Here is a 16,532-nt window from a genome sequence, read left to right as displayed (position 1 = left end):
TTTCCGGCTCACAGGTGATCTGAGCTGAACTCGTTCACGATATCGCGCAGCCGGTTGACATCGAGGACAATGATCCGCTTGCGCGACGCCTCGACAATGCCTGCCGCTTCCAGTTGGCTCAGGTGCCGGGACACGGCTTCACGGTGTGTGCTGATGCGAGCGGCGATTTCATAATGGGTGGGGGCTGGTTCGATTTTTGCGGCATTCTCCTGAATCCCGCTCTCCACGCAATACCGCAAAAGTTCCGCGTGCAGCCGGTAGCCGACCGACATGGTGCTGAATTCAAACACCCGGTTGGTGAGGTATCTGAGTTTCTGCACAAGGTGTTCCGCAAAGCGCACCGCAACGGGCGGGTAGTCGTGCAGCACCGACTTGAAATCGGCAGACGACATGCGCGCGATCACCGCGTCTTCCATCGGCTGGATCGAAGCTGACCGGGTCTGGTTGTCAATCGCGGCAAACTCCCCGAACATTTCGCCCTGGCTGATGAAGGTGTAGGTGACCTCCTTGCCGTTCATCGAAAAGCCCTTGGCTGAAACCGAGCCTTCGATGACGAAGAAGATATCCGTGCTGGAATCGCTTTCATCCAGCACTGTCTGGTTCTTGCTGTAGTTGCTCCACTGGCACTTTGCGGCAACGACATTCCGTTCCTCTTCCGCGAGAACACTGAATATCGACACCCGGGTCAGCAGTTCATTCTTGTCCAGATCCATTGTGCTGCATCTCAAGTCGTCAACCAAAAAGGACATCCTACACCAGCCACTGAAAATACCGAATTGATAAACAGGTGCCGTCCCTGTCCCATCATTAGGTTGCATTGCACCCAAAGCCAAGGGTGTTTGTTCAGGAATAGGGAAGTGAATTCTTCATCAATGAAGATTGGCTGGCGATGATCTCGCGCACCGTCGTCTCACAGTGGCGAAGAACATTCAGTCAGGACCCAATTCGTAACATGAATGTGACGACGTGGAGCGGAATCAATACACATGCCTGTTTACACGGAGCTAAATTCTTACGTAGTGTAAACTTTAGGTATTTCAACAAATGAAATGACTGCGAAAGAAAGTCAATTTTAGAGCGGAATCAATGAATACCGGGGCGATGAGAATCCTCAAGACAGTATTCAGAGACAAACGAGCGGTGCTGTTCGTAGACGTTGTTGAATCCACTCGGTTGCTGGATCGTTTTGAGCACCAGACCATTGCGCACATAAGGTCTCTTCGCGACCAGCTCGAAGAGCAGATACTCCCTCTTCACCAGGGTCAGTTTGGCAACAGCCTGGGAGATGGGTTTGTATTGAATTTCATGACGGCCAGAGCTGCTGTCAATGCTGCACTTGAGATTCAATCCCTCAGCACAAGTATGAACAAGGGTTTGACGGTAGATCAGCAACTGCATTTGAGAATGGGGTTGAGCGCCAGTGAGGTGCTGATCGATGAGCATGATGTTTATGGTCGGGAAGTAATGATAGGTGCGCGGTTGACCACTTTGGCTGGGCCAGGCGAGATCGTGGTTACAGCTCCGGTTCGTGAACAACTGATTGCGGAGCTGGATGCAGAGATTACGGATTTGGGAGACTGCTATCTAAAACACCTTTCGATGCCGGTGAGAGCCTACAAGATATGCCGGTCTGATGGTTATCCGAAGTTGCCCTTAATCGATACCCTCAAACCAAAACTGCCAGCTCTTGCAATTGTTCCATTCACTGCCGGATTGGTTGGTGAAGCACACGAAGTAATCGGAGAGGTGATTGCAGATCAGATTATCCGGTCATTTTCCCACGTTTCAACATTCGACGTTATATCTCGTTTGTCGACGGCTGCATTTAGGAACAACACGACGACAGATCCGAAAGAAATCGGCAATGTTCTTTCTGCTGAGTTTGTCATGTCTGGAAGCTACAACATAGCGAACGATCAGCTGATCACAGATGTTGAGCTTGCCGAAACCAAAACCGGTAGCGTGGTCTGGGCAGAGAGATACAGAGATACTGTCCATTGCGTTCTTGATGAAAATCCCGATTTGATCGACAGAATAGTTGGTGACATTAGCCGTGCCATCAGTGTTCGGGAAGTAAAGCGGGTCAAGTCGCAACCGCTGCCAACGTTGGAAAGCTACTCGTTGCTGATTGCGGCAATTTCATTGATGCACCGGCTGTCAAAGGTGGATTTTGTGCTTGCAAGAGATCTGCTTGAAGAGCTGGCCAACAGGGCATCCAGACAATCCCTGCCAAGCGCATGGATGGCTAACTGGCATGTACTGAAGGTTCAGCAAGGTTGGTCAGATAGTCCTGTCGAGGAAGGCAGCAGGGCCCTGGATCTTACCAAGCGGGCGCTTGATATTGACCCGGAATGTTCTCTGAGTTTGACAATTGACGGGATGGTGCACACCAACCTGTTGCGAGAACTGGATGCCGCTGAGGTTCGATACGAAGCTGCTCTGAATGCCAATCCCAACAACTCCCTGGCCTGGTTGTTAAAGGGAACGATGCATGCTTTCCGCGGTGAAGGTGAAGTGGCCGTGGACAATACCGGCAAAGCACTGAAACTCAGCCCCATTGATCCACACAAGTATTTTTACGACTCATTGGCTGCAACTGCAGCGTTGGCGGCCCATCGCTATGATGACGCAATGCGGCTGGCCAAGCGTTCGTTGCGAGCTAACCGCACGCACACGTCTACGTTGAGAGTACTGTCTGCTTCGCTTTGGCGTTTGGGACAATTCGATGAAGCAGAGGAAATTGTTGCGCTTCTGATGTCGCTGGAGCCTGACTTGACCGTCAGTGACTGGTTGGCGAAGTCTCCGAGCCAACCATACCCCATCGGCCAAGAGTGGGCAGACGTACTTGTTGAGGTTGGCGTTCCTAAATGAACTCTTTCACGCCTGTCTCAGTGTTTGGAAAAGTTTGAATCTCGGATTTTTGCCGGCTACTCGATTGGAATTCGTGTTTCAGGGCTGTGTTAGTTGTTTAACAGAAGTCTTGTTTTTGTGCTGCTACCAATTGATCAACATCCAACTCCAGGGAGAAGAAGCAATGAGTACGGAATCCATTAGCGCAGGCATGGCTGGAATGGCTGGAATGGCTGGAATGGCTGGAATGGCGGGTATGGCAGGCATGGCTGGAATGGCTGGAATGGCGGGCATGGCTGGAATGGCGGGCATGGCTGGAATGGGACACGGCTTGGTTGGCCCTGGCGCGCTGATTACCAATCGGGACGGCATCGTAGGTCCGTGGCAAAAACCTGGCACAACTCCCGCGCAGTTGTCGTTTGAAAAATCTGGTAATATGGAGCAGTGGGCACCATGGGTGCGGGCCAGTATTCTGGACTTTGAACTTTCGTCCCGGCTTGGTTTTTCCACGAAAATAACGAAGGTCGGTGCATCTGCTTCATTGCTCCATTTGGCAAACGATCCGGCAGGAACAAAGAAAAATCACAAATACAAGACGCTCATCAAAGTACACCGTCCGGACCCCGAAGCATTCCGGCAGCAGTTGGACTTCCTGAACAGTTACGCAGACTTGCGAATTGACCGTGCACACGAGATTCTTGCACAGATTTCCGGGGCATCAGCCTTCTTCGCGTCGATTGCGGACCTGCAACTTGAGAAGTCGCGCTGGACAGTCGAGTTGCTGGCAGCGGTGCTGAGGACAACGAACATTGTGGAAATGAGGATGAAACATGCCCTTGCCTGCAAGCGGCCAAGTAGTTACTCCCCGCAGGTTCAGCCGATCATATCAACCCCTGGCCACGGTACGTTGCCGAGCGGACACGCGACCGAAGCATTTGTCCTCGCGTATGTGTTGTTGATGTTGATGCGAACCGGGCAGGCCGACAATCCTCAGTTTTCGGAAACAGGCTGGCCGGTACAGTTGATGCGCCAGGCATCCCGGATTGCTGTGAACAGGACGGTCGCGGGAGTTCACTTTCCTATTGACAGCGCGGCTGGTGCTTCATTGGGGCTGACGCTCGGGCAGTACCTGGTTGGTCGGTTCACTCATCAGGCAGAATTCGCCGCATGGAAATTCTTGTGGCCTACCGCAAGTTTCGGCAATCCCAAATTTACGTTTGATGGCGATTTCAGGTGGGCTGACATCTTTGAAGTTGGCACTGCCGATGGCAGCTCACCCCCCCAAATCAAACCCAGCAACTACCTGTTTGAGCAAAAACGCCGGCCGCACGGAGATCATTCCGATCTGCTTGGCTGGATGTGGCAGCGAGCTGCCGAAGAGTGGAAGAACCCCGCCTGATTGAACCTCAAAGGAGAACGTCAATGAGTAAGCAATGGGTTTCTTCGACTTTGGCAGCAGGCAAGGACGCTTATGGAGATTGGAATTTCGGTGACGGCAAGCAATTCTATCCGGTTCCAGGTGCTCCGCTGGTAGATCCTTGGTTTCATGCGATACTCACAATTGCTGATGACAAAAATCTGTCTGATCTCTTCAACCTGCCGGTTCCGCCAAAGGATGCAGATCAAGACCAAGGTGAATTTCGGATACAGCCCTTCTGGCGCTTCGGAGATTCAACTTGGCGTACGGGCGTAAAAGACATACCGGCACTCGTAACGCAGAAGTTTCTCAGCGTCCTGGGTGAAAACGCAGATTGGCGGGCGGTGATTCCTTCGGTGCAGTTGGGCGTTCCTCTCGACGCGTTTCCTGAGGGAACCAAACAGCCGTGCGTCTCTTCGCCGGATCATGTTTCTGAACCGCTTGAGCCTCGTGAATGCCCTGAGGGATCAAAAGTTGTCGTGATGGGTGTGATTGACGATGGCATAGCATTTGGTCATGAGCGCTTTCAGATACCTGGCAAGAATGGTGCTGCCGCACAAACCCGGGTGGAATATGCATGGGTACAGGACGGTATCTGCTGTGACCAGGATGGCGCTTGTGCGAGTGGGAAGTCTCCCGTTACCTACGGTAGGGAGTTCACCAAGAAGATGATTGATGATTTACTGGTCAGATCGCCGACCGATGAAGATTGGTTTTACAAAGAAGTCGGTCTTGGAGATTTCAGCAGAAGAGGCCTCAAATCTGCAATGTTTCGCCAGGCCCATGGCACCCATGTGATGGATTTGTTTGCAGGTGCGCCGAGTGAAGACGGTGTTTGCAACAGACCAATTGTCTGTGTCCAATTGCCTACCTCAACCACCGCCGATACATCGGGAGTCAGTTTCAATCCGAATGTGCTGGATGCTGTCGCATACATACTGGATCGTGCGGAACTTATAGCGGAGGCATACGAACTGAAAGCTGTTCCGGTGGTGATAAATTTCAGTTACGGAATTTTCGCCGGGCCACACGATGGCGCCAGCGCACTGGAACGAGAATTTGATCGGTTAATTCGTGAACGAACACGGGATACCGGACAACCGACGGATATCGTGATTCCAGCCGGAAATGGACATCAGGCGCGTGATCATGCGCGCATCAGGTTCAGCGGAAAAAAGCTAAACCCGCAAACTTTGCGATGGCGCGTTTTGCCAAATGATAGAACATCAAGCTTCATTGAAATCTGGCTTCCCAAAAGGGATGTCAAAGCAGGAAAAAAGGCAAGAGTTAAACTTGCTGTGGTGCCACCTTTCGGCGCAAGCAGTCCAAACCTGAAAGATAAAAAACCCCGAAAATCAATGCGGTGGACGCCCACTGGCAAGGCGGCTCAACCCGCCTTGTGCAAGGTGTCGTATGACGAGCCGCCGATGCTTGATGGTCGAGGCAGGTTTGTCGTTGCAATTACACCTACCGGATTTGAACACGCATCACAGATGCTTTCGCCGGCTGGTGAATGGCAATTGCAACTGACAAATCTGAATCTGGATGAAGATGAGATCATTGAAGCATGGATTCAAAGAGATGACGCACCGAGGGGATTCTGGCAGAGAGGCCGGCAGTCCTATTTCGCAGACTGCTTCTATGAACGTTTTGATCCGGTTTCCGGTCGGATTAAAGAGAACGATACCATTGAAAGTCTGGTAAAACGTGCCGGCATGTTGAATGCAATCGCGACAGGCAGTGAAACCGTTGTCATAGGTGGTTTCCTGGAGAAAGAGCTGGTGGCAACCGAGTACACTGCCAGCGGCCCTGTGCCGGCCGACAATGCCGGCTGGCCTCGCAAAGGTCCCGATGCACTCGCTGTTGCTGATGAGTCAAGGGTACATCGTGGTGTTATGGCTGCGGGAACCAGAAGCGGGTCCCGGGTACTCATTAACGGCACCAGCGTGGCGGTGCCGCAAATCGCAAAACTGCTGGCAGATGCCAGGGCCAACCGTGACATCAGGCCAGGACGGGTGATTGTTTCCGAAATAGCCGAAAAGGAGGAGCTTCGGCTGCCGGTGGAAGACCGCAGGACCAGCCCTGGGCGCTATGGGCACGGGCGTATCAGATCATTGAGCAGGGATGGAATGAATCGTATTTGAGTAATTTGAATGAGATAATCTCAGCAATTCAGTAGAAAAATGCGCCGATAAACTTTCGGTGACGGTCTCTTGTGCACAGTAACTTCGTTGCGTCATAATTGTGACGCAATGGGGGAAGCATGACCGAACCGGAAAATGGCGCACTGATCAAAGGTCGCGGGCTTAAAAACTCCCGGCTTATTGGAGAACTCGGCTCTCCCAGTCTCGAAGCTCTCGGCAACGCCGCAACCAGGCTCATTCTCGATAAAGGTGCAACCCTGTTTTATCAGCAGGACCCGGGCGATGCTCTGTATGTGCTGGAATCAGGCAGTGTCGAAATCAGCATCTTGGGTGAAAGCGGCAAGAAACTGTCGTTGAATGTTATGCGGCCGCCTGATGTTTTTGGAGAAGTTGCCGCTCTGGACGGCGGGCCTCGCACTGCCACTGCTACGACATTGGAACCTTGTGTTCTATGGAAGTTTGAGCAGGCGGATATCGATACCGTGATCCGCAGTCATCCGGAACTGGCATCAGACCTGATTAAGGTCTTGTGTGCTCGGTTACGCTGGGTTTCGCAGCAGGTTGAAGACCTGGCCATGCTGGATATTGAAGCCAGGCTTGCAAGCCGCCTGCTGATCTTGCATGGAAAATTTTCAGACAGTGACGGATGCATCCGGTTGTCGCAAAGCGAGTTGGCTGATTTCCTCGGCGCCACCAGGGAGTCCATCAACAAGACACTGCAGACCTGGCGTGCACAGGACGTTATCAGAATGTCACGCGGCGCCATCTGGATCGAGAATATCGATCTTTTGAACGAGATAGCCACAACGCCGCAATAGGCGTCGTTATTGCTCGGAGTTTGAGCAAGCCGTGTCCTTTCCCAAATAAACTCCCTTAAGTGAAGTGGTTCACAGACGGTGACCCGCCGGCTTGTACTGTCGGGACAGCAGGTGAGTTTCCAGGACGAGCCGCGAATAGTGGGGTTATCCAAATACAGGGGCACAATCAATGAAGGCTAGAACGGTATTTTTCACGGCATTGGCATTTTCATTTTCCGGGTGTGCAACGGTTCCTCAAGTCAGTCGATTTGATGTCCATATCGCCGATGTCGTCGAAAACGTGAGATGCGAACTGCGTGACGCCATGTGGGATCTGCACGGGTTCGAACACATCAACAACTTGAAAGACTCATCACAAAACGTTGAGTTTAAAAACCTCGAGGCCCGCTATTCGTCCTGGTTCAAGAACCAGACAGCCACTATCGTGCTGACCGCAAAGGTCGTGCAAACAGATGCCGCCTCTGCCGATGGTGCTTTCGGCTTTTCACTGCTGACTGCGGGTCTGGCAACGCTTAGTCTGGACGGCGGTCATTCGACAAAAGCGTCCCGCACTGAGACGTTCACTTTCGATGAGACACTTTCCGATCAAGACTGGAAGGCGGGCTTGGTATCTCTGGTCAGTACAGGGCGTGGCCGGCCAACTGTTACGAACAACTATTCGATACGAAGAAGCCTGAAATTTACCGATAAATGCGACAATTATCCTAGCCAGTGGACAGGTAATGGTCTGCTGGGCGGGAAGCTGGGCATTCAGGATTTTCTGGCTCGTATTGACAGAACCGTATCCACCTCCGGTGAGCAAATCGTGGCTCGGGACTTGGTCTATACGGTTGATTTCGTTATCGCATCGAATTCCTCAGTGGGTCCGAAATTCAAAATGATTCCAATTGGTTCCGACGATTTTGGCGGTGGCTTCTCATTGAAGAGTAGTCGAGAAGACACTCATACAATGAAGGTATCTTTCAGCCCGCTTGTAAAACGGAAAAACCTGCTTCCGGTTGAGGCGACGTCGGATTTGGGAAGACCGCTCAGCCCCGCTGCTCAGCGAAAATCAGCGACAGGTGCGAGGCCAAAAACCAGGCGCACCAGGCGCATTCCGGAGTACGGAATCCCGCTCGAAAATCAACGAAAGAACGATGAGTTGATCAACCGCGAACTGCTTCGCGACCTCACCCCCGAACTCCGCCAGTAGGACAAATCACGCTCCACTCCCAACTCGATGAATTTTCCATTTTGAGGCGGCCTGCCGGAGATCCGAGGTTCTTCTTGTGATGGAATTTCTCGTCAGCAATTGTATGAATTCGTTTGTGATTGGCTCCAATTGGTTTTGACGTACAATTTGATCGACAAGCATCAAGGCAACTCGTTACCAGCCGCGGCCAGCGTCCTTCATGGGCAGTGCCTAGAATTCTCGGATGACGAAAAATGCCGTCTGGAAACAATCACGGATCCGAATGGCTTAATGCTCCCGCGCGCGTTTTCAGTGTAAGACGTACCTATATGTCAGGTAACGACCTGAACAATTTGGCGCACCGGGGAGGATTCGAACCCCCGACCCCCAGATTCGTAGTCTGGTGCTCTATCCAGCTGAGCTACCGGTGCCCTTGAGGCGGGATGGCTGTCCCGCGTTCAGCGTCAGAAAATGTGCTGAAGACTGGACGTATCTAACCGGTTGTTCCGGTAAACGCAAGCGCCGGATTTGAGACTTTTGCGAATAGGTTCAGGCAGGCCGCCAGGTATCGCGGCCGTGCAGGGGCTCAGCGCTGACCATGGCCCGCCCGATCGCCCGTGTCAGGCAGTCGGCGGCGGCCGATCCCAACATGGCAAGGGCCTCGCCCGGCTGCTCTGCCAGCGCTGTCCTGCCGGTTGCGAGTGCAAACACAGTATCACCGTCATACGGTGTGTGGATGGGCCGGATGGCGCGGGCCATGCCGTCCGACGCCATTATCGCCAGCCTTTGTGCCTGGGGCTTGGTGAGCGCGGCATCGGTGGCCACCACGGCGATCGTGGTGTTGGCACCCGCTGCACGGGCATCCAGCTTGCTGTCGCCCAATGGCGTCAGGGGTACAGGCGAAACGGGCTCCGCGGGTACGGGCCCGAACTCGCCATCCAGTTCAAACGGCCGCGCCCACAGGTCATTGCTGGCCGGGTTGATGCATGAGCCTACCGGATTGAGCGCCACCAGGGCCCCGACGGTAAACCCGCCAAACACAGCTGATGCGCTGCCAAGCCCGCCCTTCAGCGTTCCGGCCGTTGCGCCATGGCCTGCGCCGGCATTGCCGAGTTCGAAATCAGTGCCGGCATCCTGCGCCGCCGCTATGCCGAGATCACGATAGGGCGGCGTGGCACCCCAGGTCTTGTCCGGCCCGAAGGTCAGGTCAAACAGGATGGCCGACGGCACCAGGGGGATGCGTACCGGCGACTGGCCGAAGCTCATGCCGACGCCTTGTTCTGCCAGGTGAGAGATGACGCCACCGGCCGCATCCAGCCCGAACACCGATCCGCCCGACAGGACAATGCCGTGCACCGCGTCCACCAGGCAGGTCGGATCCAGCGCTGACGTATCCCGCGTGCCGGGCGCCCCGCCGCGCACATCCACCGCAGCCGTCACAGGTTCATCCGGCAGCACAACGGTGACACCGGTTGCATAGTGTGCGTGATGGGCGTTGCCGACCTTAAGGCCTGCAACATCGGTGATCAGATTTTTCGAACCCGGTTTTACTGTCATGTGGGATGCCTTGGTTTCGGTCGTGTTCATCATGTTTGTAAATGTCAGGTGTCCTGACATCTTCGTCAATTGCGAAGATGCAGGCGCCACGGTTAAGGTACAGATCGTTGGTTTGTCAGTCCGGATTGTAACAATGTCATTGCTTGCCCGATGTTTTGCCCTGTGCCTATTGTTTGCGGTTGCCGCGTGCAGTGACGATCCGCGTCAGCACAAGGGCATGGTCGCAACCGCCAACACCCACGCATCTGACGCAGCAGCCGCCATTCTGGCCAAGGGCGGCTCGGCCACCGATGCTGCCATCACTGCGCAACTGGTGCTGACGCTGACCGAGCCACAGTCATCCGGCATTGGCGGCGGCCTGTTCATGCTGCATTACCAGGGCGCGGATGCCTCCATCACCACGTTTGACGGGCGCGAAAAGGCACCGCTGAGCGCCGACGAGACACTGTTTCTGAAACCGGACGGCAAGCCGATGGCGTGGCCTGATGCCGCCCTTGGCGGCAAGCCGGTCGGCACACCGGGCGTCATCTCGGCACTGTGGAAGGCACATCAGAAATTCGGCAAACTGGAATGGGCCGGCCTGTTTGAACCGGCGATCGAGCTGGCCGAACAAGGGTTTGCTGTCAGTCCGCGCCTGCATGCAGCCATCACAAATGCCAGTCATCTGGACAGCGACGACGCGGCAGCGGCGGTCTATTTCCTGGGTGACGGCGATTATGATGAGCCGAATGTGGCCGTGCCGGTCGGGCATATCCTGAAAAACCAGCCCTACGCCGACACACTGAAACTGATCGCGGCAAACGGGCTCGACGGATTCTACAAGGGCAGCGTCGCTCAGGCCATCGTCAATGCGGTTCGCTCGAACGAGGTCAATCCCGGCCTGATGACACTGGCCGACCTGGCCGCCTACGAGGCCATCGAGCGCCAGCCCGTTTGTGCGCCTTACCGGGCTTACAAGGTGTGCGGCATGGGGCCGCCGACGTCCGGCGGGCTGACGTCGCTGATGATCTTAGGCCTGCTGGAACCGTACCAGCTGGCGAAGCTCGAGCCGGACGGCCTGGTGACAGCGCATCTGTTTGCACAGGCCAGCCGGCTGGCTTTTGCAGACCGCAATCGATACATGGCTGACGCTGACTTTGTCGATGTGCCGGTTGCAGGCCTTCTGGACCGGCAGTACCTCAGGTCGCGCAGCCGGTTGATCAATCCGGTTCGCGACATGGGCTCGGCTGCCCCGGGCTTGCCGCCGGGATCAGTTGAAGACACTCTCGCCGCCGATGCCGGGCTTGTGGAACACGGCACCAGTCACCTGGCGATTGTCGACAGGGACGGAAATGCGGTGTCCATGACCATGAGTGTCGAGCGCGCCTTCGGCGCGAGAATTACCGCCGGCGGTTTTGTGCTCAACAACCAGCTGACGGATTTTTCCTTTGTGCCCTCCAAGGCCGGCAAGCCGGTTGCCAACCGTGTGCAGGCGGGCAAGCGGCCCAGGTCTTCCATGTCGCCGTCCCTGGTGTTGAATGGCGACGGCAGCCTGTTTGCGGTTGTCGGCTCGCCGGGCGGCAGCCGTATTATCGGCTATACGGCGCGCGCCCTGATCGGACTGATCGACTGGCAGATGCCGGTGCAGGATGCCGTCTCGCAACTGCACGTCATCAACCGCAATGGGCGAACCGAGCTTGAAGACACCGCTCCAGGCAGCGATCTGGCCGGTACGCTGAACCAGTTCGCCAGGCTGGCTGCGCCGCTGGCGGACCTCGGTCACACGGTCGAAGTGAAACCGCTGACCAGCGGCCTGCACGGCATCCGCATCCTGGAAGACGGCCAGATGGACGGCGGCGCCGACCCGCGCCGTGAAGGCACGGTTGTTGAGGTTGGTGGGAAGAAATAGTGAATGGAGCGGGTTGAGGTGAGTTTACTTCGCTCACGCGAGTTGGCTAACGCCAACCGCTCCGCGGGGGCGAGCCTGACCGGCCCGAGGTCCGGTCGGACCTAGTTCTGGAATTCAGCACAACTGAACTGAAATATTCCTCCGAGGCACGAAGTGCCGAGGCAAGGCCGACCGGCCGCCGCGCGAAGCGCGCCCTAGCGGAGCGCAGCCGCAGGCTGCTTGCGTGAGCGATATACCTCTCACGCACTCCGCTTGCCGCGTCGGCCGGTATCCACTTCCTGCAGCCGGTCGGGAATACTGATCTGGAACACCGTGCCGGGTTCCGGGCTTTCCACCAGTTTTACGTCGCCGCCGTGCGCGCGCACCAGTTCGCTGGCAATCGCCAGTCCAAGCCCGGTGCCGCCCTGGCGTTGTGATCCGCGAAACGCCTCGAACAAATGCTCCCTGGCCTTTTCCGGAACACCGGGGCCGTTGTCGGTCACCTCGATAATGCAATGATTGTCAGCATGCCGGGCCCGCACCCGGACCTGGCCACCGGCACCGCGCGCAATGGATGTCGTGCCCTTGTTTTCGACAGCCTCAGCCGCGTTACGGAGCAGGTTCATCAACACGCGGAACAACTGCTCCCGGTCGGCGTCAGCATCCATGTCTGCGGCCACTTCATTGTAGAAGACCACATCGCTGCCGGCTTCTGTCGTGCTGTGGTCCAGCACATCATCCACGAGCATGCGCAGGTTGAACATTTCGCGCCGTGGCGGCGCTTCCTGCGCACGGCCGAATTTCAGCGTGTCCTGGCAAAACCCGATGGCCCGGTCCAAAGATGCAATCAGCTTGGGCGCGAACTTCTTTACCGTCGGATCGTCAACCATTCCCAGCCGGTCGGAGATCAACTGGGCGGACGCCAGCATGTTGCGCAGGTCATGGCTGACTTTTGAAACCGCAAGTCCTAACGACGCCAGCCGGCTTTTCTGCGACAACAGATCAGACAGCTCGGTCTGCATCTGTTTGAGTTCATGTTCGGCTGCGCCGATCTCATCGACCCGGCCCGTCGGCTCAATAATGCGGGTGCGGTCTTCGGGGTTGAGCGCAAAGGCCTGCATGTTGCCGGACAGGCGCTGCACCGGGCGCACCAGAAGCCGGTTGAGTGCGAAAAACAGCAAGGCCGCCAGAATGAAGGCCAGAAAGATCGACAGGGTGAGGATATTGATGGAATACCGCACCATGGCCTTGAACAGCGGTTTTTCGTCCAGCGCCATTTCGATCAGTGTACCGCTCATGCTGGACGGTTTGTCCATGACCCCGATGACCCGGTTGCCGCCGTGATACAGCGTGGTGAACGCGTCGTAGATGGCCATCATGGGCTTGTTTTCGCGCAGGTCGTATGATGCGTCCACCACCGGGGCCCTGTCGGGCATCAACACCAGCTGGCGGGCGTCATCGGTCCTGACCGCCAGCACCAGCACACCGGCACGGTCCAGCAGTTCCTTGCGCAACAGTGGAGAGATTTCCTGGTTCTGGGCAGCTTCAACCGCCAGTGCAGCAATTTCCGCCGTGGCCGAGCGCTGCTGCAGCCAGTTGATCCGAAAATTGGCGATTGAAGGCAAAAACACCAGCATTTCACCAATCATCAGGAACACGGCTGCCATCACCAGCACTTTGGCGGTCAACTTGCGATACCATGGTGCACGCCGCGTTGACCGCACAAAATCCTGCTTTTCCGTATCGGTACTCATCTCTGCCTTTACTCAGTCGTCAGCAGAAACGGTCCAACTGACGGCGGTCATCCAAAAATTTTCAGCCATCCTATGATACGGCGAACCATGGGTTTGGATGGCAGGTCGGCATAATAACTTGTCGCGGCACGTTTGGAAACTTCGCTTAATGTCGGATATGCCGCGACCATGTCTATCATGGCCTTGATCTTTAGTCCTGATGAAATGGCCATTGCCCACGGTTGAATCAGGTCGCCGGCATTCGGCGCCACGATCGAGCAGCCCAGTATCTCGCCTTTAGCCGAGACAACCGCCTTGATGAGGCCGGTGGTCTTGCGTTCGGCGCGTGCGCGGTCGTTCTCGGCGAAGTGCCAGCGCAGTATCTTGTGACCGGGGTGGCTTTCCTTTGCCTGTGCCTCGGTCAGGCCGATATGGGCAAGTTCAGGGTCCGTGTAGGTAACCCACGGGATGATTTTGGTTTCATTGGTCACCGGCAGGCGGAACAGGACGGACTTTATGACAAGGCCCGCCTGGTAACCGGCAACATGGGTGAACTGCAGCCCGCCGGCCACATCACCGATCGCATAGACCTTGCGATTGGTGCTGCGAAGGCCCTTGTCCACCTTGATGCCGCGCCTGTCATATTCGATACCGGCGGCCTCGAGATTAAGGCCATCCACATTGGCAACACGCCCGGCTGCAACCAGCAGATGCGAGCCTGAAAGTTTTTCCGACTTGCCGTCATCGCCTTCCAGCGTGATTTCAATGGCCTTTGATTTTGCCGCCTTGGCAATGCCGGTGATCTTGGCACCGGCTCGGATATCGATGCCCTCGTCACGCAGGTGGTCGAGCACAATGGCGGTCAGTTCCGGATCATCCTTGCCAAGCGGCTGAAACGCTTCCAGCACGGTAACCTTGGCGCCGAGCCGGCGATGAGCCTGTGCCATTTCCATGCCGATGGGACCGCCGCCGATGATGATCAGGTGCGCCGGCAGCGTGGTATTGTCGAAAATCGTCTCATTGGTGAAATAATCGACACTGTCCAGGCCGGGGATCGGCGGTGCGGATGGTGACGAGCCCGTCGCCACGACAATGCGGCGTGCCTTGATCCGCTTGCCGCCTGCTTCAACGGTTTCAGCATCTACAAACTTTGCTGCATCGCGAATGACCGTCACGCCAAGGCCTTCAAAGCGTTCCTGGCTGTCGTGCGGCGCAATACCGGCAATGACATCCTTTACGTGGGCCATGGTCTTGGCGAAATCCACTTTCGGGACCTGCGCTGCAACCCCGAACTCCACGCCGGAGGAAAACGCATGCGCATGCTTGCCGGCAGCCAACAGGGCCTTGGACGGCACGCAGCCGTAATTCAGGCAGTCTCCGCCCATTTCGCCTTTTTCGATCAGAACGGCTTTTTCGCCGAACTGGCTGGCTGCTGCAGCGACGCTCAAGCCGCCGGAGCCTGCGCCGATCACGCAGATATCGCAGGTAATATCAGTCATGGAAGTACCTTTCGGGCCTCTTTGCAGGCCCTTCTATACATGAATTGTTGGAATTCGTTGAGACTGGTTGCAATGGGCCAGTGGGCTTTACGCTTCGCCACTGGTCGCATTTTTCCGGGCGCGCAGTTTTTTCACCACAACCGGAATCAGCGCCACCACACCCAGTGCGACAAACGCCGCCAGCAGTTGTGGTGTCACCAGTGCGCCGGCATCAAGTGCGAATTCACAATTGGCCGCACCGTTTTCCGCAATGCAGGACTGGTGGGCGTTCTTTTGTTCGGTGATGATTGAATCCAGGCCGGACCCAAGCACCGAAAACGCAAATGTACCTGGGATAATGCCGACAAGAGTTGCCAGCGCGTAGGTTCCAAGTCCAACGCCTGCCACGGCTGGAGCAATATTGACAACAAAGAACGGGAATGCCGGGACCAGTCGCAGAAACAGGAGATAACTGAATGCATTTTCCTGAAATCCACCGGACAATTTCTCCATCCAGGGCCCGGCGCGCTTGGTAAGCGCGTCGCCAAGCGCAGTCTTGACCACCAGAAATATGGCGATCGCGCCGATTGTCGCCGCCAGGACCGTATACACGCCGCCCAACAGCCAGCCGAACAGGAATCCGCCCAGAATGGTCAACAGGGCTGCGCCGGGCAAAGAAAATGCGACTGTCGCTATATAGATCAGCATGTAGGTGCCGACCGCCAGAACAGAATTGTCGGCGACAAAATTCATCAGGGCATCGCGGTTGTCGGCAACGGTTTCAAGTGACAGGTACTTGTGTAAACCTGATGCATAAACTGCGGCAATACCGCCCAGCAGTATCACCAGAGGGGCCCAGCGTTTCAGGTTTGCTGCAACACCGGAGGGACGGGCGGTGCCCGCTTCAGCTACGTTTCCAGACATTTTTTCTTGTTCTTTCTTCATCTGTATGAGTAAGGCGTGATCTGTTCGGGTTTGCAACCAAATGATGTGTTCATGAATTTGCTCGCGCACCAGTTTGAAAGACCACAGGGGTTGGCGCGAAGATGTAGCAGAACGTATTTTGAAAAAAGGGGGTGTAAACTGCTTGTGAAAAGGTATGACTACAGGTGAGGGTTTGGTGTTTGCCACGTCATCGGTGGCCTCAAATAGATGCGCTGCGCGAATTGACTTGTTGCCACGGCACCCGTATAAGCGCGCAGGATTTCATCCGGTGATCAACGATCAGCATGCTTGACGTGGTTTTTTCGTCGCGGCCTGACAGGACCGGAAACATGAAGATTTTGGAGATTTAGCCATGAAACGTACGTTTCAACCCAGCAATCTTGTTCGCAAGCGCCGCCACGGCTTCCGCGCCCGCATGGCAACTGTCGGCGGCCGCAAGGTCATTGCACGCCGCCGTGCGCGTGGCCGTTCCAAGCTGAGCGCCTGACCGGCCGACTCGCTGGTTGACCGTGAATTCCGTTGAGCTTTTCGGTCGCCATAGCGCACTTCGCA

The 16,532-nt window shown here is 55.8% G+C and carries 12 protein-coding genes and 1 tRNA gene; 7 read left to right on the top strand and 6 right to left on the bottom strand.

Annotation, left to right across the window (positions count from 1 at the left end):
- Positions 1-8 precede the first annotated feature (8 nt).
- Positions 9-713 (bottom strand): Crp/Fnr family transcriptional regulator, encoded by a 705-nt coding sequence (locus tag DHN55_RS03835; protein WP_337659896.1) that lies wholly within the window; start codon positions 711-713, stop codon positions 9-11.
- A gap of 373 nt (positions 714-1,086) precedes the next feature.
- Here DHN55_RS03835 and DHN55_RS03830 point away from each other — a divergent pair, with 373 nt between their 5' ends.
- The 5 genes from DHN55_RS03830 to DHN55_RS03810 all read left to right on the top strand — a co-directional run bounded on the left by DHN55_RS03830 (position 1,087) and on the right by DHN55_RS03810 (position 8,421).
- Positions 1,087-2,871: a tetratricopeptide repeat protein gene (locus DHN55_RS03830; protein WP_108880049.1), complete on the top strand. Its 1,785-nt coding sequence runs from the start codon at positions 1,087-1,089 to the stop codon at positions 2,869-2,871.
- Positions 2,872-3,034: 163 nt separating this feature from the next.
- The gene (locus DHN55_RS03825; protein ID WP_337659895.1) at positions 3,035-4,249 is read left to right on the top strand and encodes a phosphatase PAP2 family protein; all 1,215 of its coding nucleotides are present in this window, start codon (positions 3,035-3,037) and stop codon (positions 4,247-4,249) included.
- Positions 4,250-4,272: 23 nt separating this feature from the next.
- Positions 4,273-6,411 carry a hypothetical protein gene (locus tag DHN55_RS03820; protein ID WP_108880047.1) on the top strand — a complete coding sequence of 713 codons (2,139 nt, stop codon included), beginning with the start codon at positions 4,273-4,275 and terminating at the stop codon, positions 6,409-6,411.
- Positions 6,412-6,530: 119 nt separating this feature from the next.
- On the top strand, positions 6,531-7,229 hold the full coding sequence (locus tag DHN55_RS03815; protein WP_108880046.1) for a cyclic nucleotide-binding domain-containing protein: 699 nt from the start codon (positions 6,531-6,533) through the stop codon (positions 7,227-7,229).
- A gap of 169 nt (positions 7,230-7,398) precedes the next feature.
- Positions 7,399-8,421, top strand: coding sequence for a hypothetical protein (locus tag DHN55_RS03810; protein ID WP_337659894.1), 1,023 nt, complete (start codon positions 7,399-7,401; stop codon positions 8,419-8,421).
- Positions 8,422-8,754: 333 nt separating this feature from the next.
- On the opposite strand, the gene DHN55_RS03805 is transcribed toward DHN55_RS03810, so the two are convergent.
- Positions 8,755-8,831, bottom strand: a tRNA-Arg gene (locus DHN55_RS03805).
- A 118-nt stretch (positions 8,832-8,949) separates the two neighbouring features.
- On the bottom strand, positions 8,950-9,957 hold the full coding sequence (locus DHN55_RS03800) for a P1 family peptidase (RefSeq protein WP_108881689.1): 1,008 nt from the start codon (positions 9,955-9,957) through the stop codon (positions 8,950-8,952).
- Positions 9,958-10,090: 133 nt separating this feature from the next.
- Here DHN55_RS03800 and ggt point away from each other — a divergent pair, with 133 nt between their 5' ends.
- Complete coding sequence (gene ggt, locus DHN55_RS03795; protein ID WP_337659893.1) at positions 10,091-11,845, top strand: gamma-glutamyltransferase; 1,755 nt, start codon at positions 10,091-10,093, stop codon at positions 11,843-11,845.
- A gap of 239 nt (positions 11,846-12,084) precedes the next feature.
- On the opposite strand, the gene DHN55_RS03790 is transcribed toward ggt, so the two are convergent.
- The 3 genes from DHN55_RS03790 to DHN55_RS03780 all read right to left on the bottom strand — a co-directional run bounded on the left by DHN55_RS03790 (position 12,085) and on the right by DHN55_RS03780 (position 15,959).
- Positions 12,085-13,578, bottom strand: coding sequence for an ATP-binding protein (locus DHN55_RS03790; protein WP_108880043.1), 1,494 nt, complete (start codon positions 13,576-13,578; stop codon positions 12,085-12,087).
- A 47-nt stretch (positions 13,579-13,625) separates the two neighbouring features.
- Complete coding sequence (locus DHN55_RS03785; protein ID WP_108880042.1) at positions 13,626-15,056, bottom strand: FAD-dependent oxidoreductase; 1,431 nt, start codon at positions 15,054-15,056, stop codon at positions 13,626-13,628.
- Positions 15,057-15,143: 87 nt separating this feature from the next.
- Positions 15,144-15,959, bottom strand: coding sequence for a VTT domain-containing protein (locus DHN55_RS03780; RefSeq protein ID WP_108881688.1), 816 nt, complete (start codon positions 15,957-15,959; stop codon positions 15,144-15,146).
- Between the two features lie 373 nt (positions 15,960-16,332).
- On the opposite strand from DHN55_RS03780, the gene rpmH reads away from it, so the two are divergent.
- Entirely contained in the window at positions 16,333-16,467 is a 135-nt protein-coding gene (gene rpmH / locus DHN55_RS03775; protein ID WP_108880041.1) for a 50S ribosomal protein L34, read from the top strand.
- The last annotated feature ends 65 nt before the right edge of the window (positions 16,468-16,532 follow it).

This window comes from Anderseniella sp. Alg231-50, from assembly GCF_900149695.1.
Classification (GTDB): domain Bacteria; phylum Pseudomonadota; class Alphaproteobacteria; order Rhizobiales; family Aestuariivirgaceae; genus Anderseniella.
The sequence above is the reverse complement of the archived record's forward strand: the minus strand, read 5'-3'. Positions and strand labels throughout refer to the sequence as shown.

Bases quoted from the DNA above. Each gene is read 5' to 3' on its own strand.
- DHN55_RS03835 (WP_337659896.1), bottom strand. From the start codon at position 713: ATGGATCTGGACAAGAATGAACTGCTGACCCGGGTGTCGATATTCAGT.
- DHN55_RS03830 (WP_108880049.1), top strand. From the start codon at position 1,087: ATGAATACCGGGGCGATGAGAATCCTCAAGACAGTATTCAGAGACAAA.
- DHN55_RS03825 (WP_337659895.1), top strand. From the start codon at position 3,035: ATGAGTACGGAATCCATTAGCGCAGGCATGGCTGGAATGGCTGGAATG.
- DHN55_RS03820 (WP_108880047.1), top strand. From the start codon at position 4,273: ATGAGTAAGCAATGGGTTTCTTCGACTTTGGCAGCAGGCAAGGACGCT.
- DHN55_RS03815 (WP_108880046.1), top strand. From the start codon at position 6,531: ATGACCGAACCGGAAAATGGCGCACTGATCAAAGGTCGCGGGCTTAAA.
- DHN55_RS03810 (WP_337659894.1), top strand. From the start codon at position 7,399: ATGAAGGCTAGAACGGTATTTTTCACGGCATTGGCATTTTCATTTTCC.
- DHN55_RS03800 (WP_108881689.1), bottom strand. From the start codon at position 9,957: ATGACAGTAAAACCGGGTTCGAAAAATCTGATCACCGATGTTGCAGGC.
- ggt (WP_337659893.1), top strand. From the start codon at position 10,091: ATGTCATTGCTTGCCCGATGTTTTGCCCTGTGCCTATTGTTTGCGGTT.
- DHN55_RS03790 (WP_108880043.1), bottom strand. From the start codon at position 13,578: ATGAGTACCGATACGGAAAAGCAGGATTTTGTGCGGTCAACGCGGCGT.
- DHN55_RS03785 (WP_108880042.1), bottom strand. From the start codon at position 15,056: ATGACTGATATTACCTGCGATATCTGCGTGATCGGCGCAGGCTCCGGC.
- DHN55_RS03780 (WP_108881688.1), bottom strand. From the start codon at position 15,959: ATGTCTGGAAACGTAGCTGAAGCGGGCACCGCCCGTCCCTCCGGTGTT.
- rpmH (WP_108880041.1), top strand. From the start codon at position 16,333: ATGAAACGTACGTTTCAACCCAGCAATCTTGTTCGCAAGCGCCGCCAC.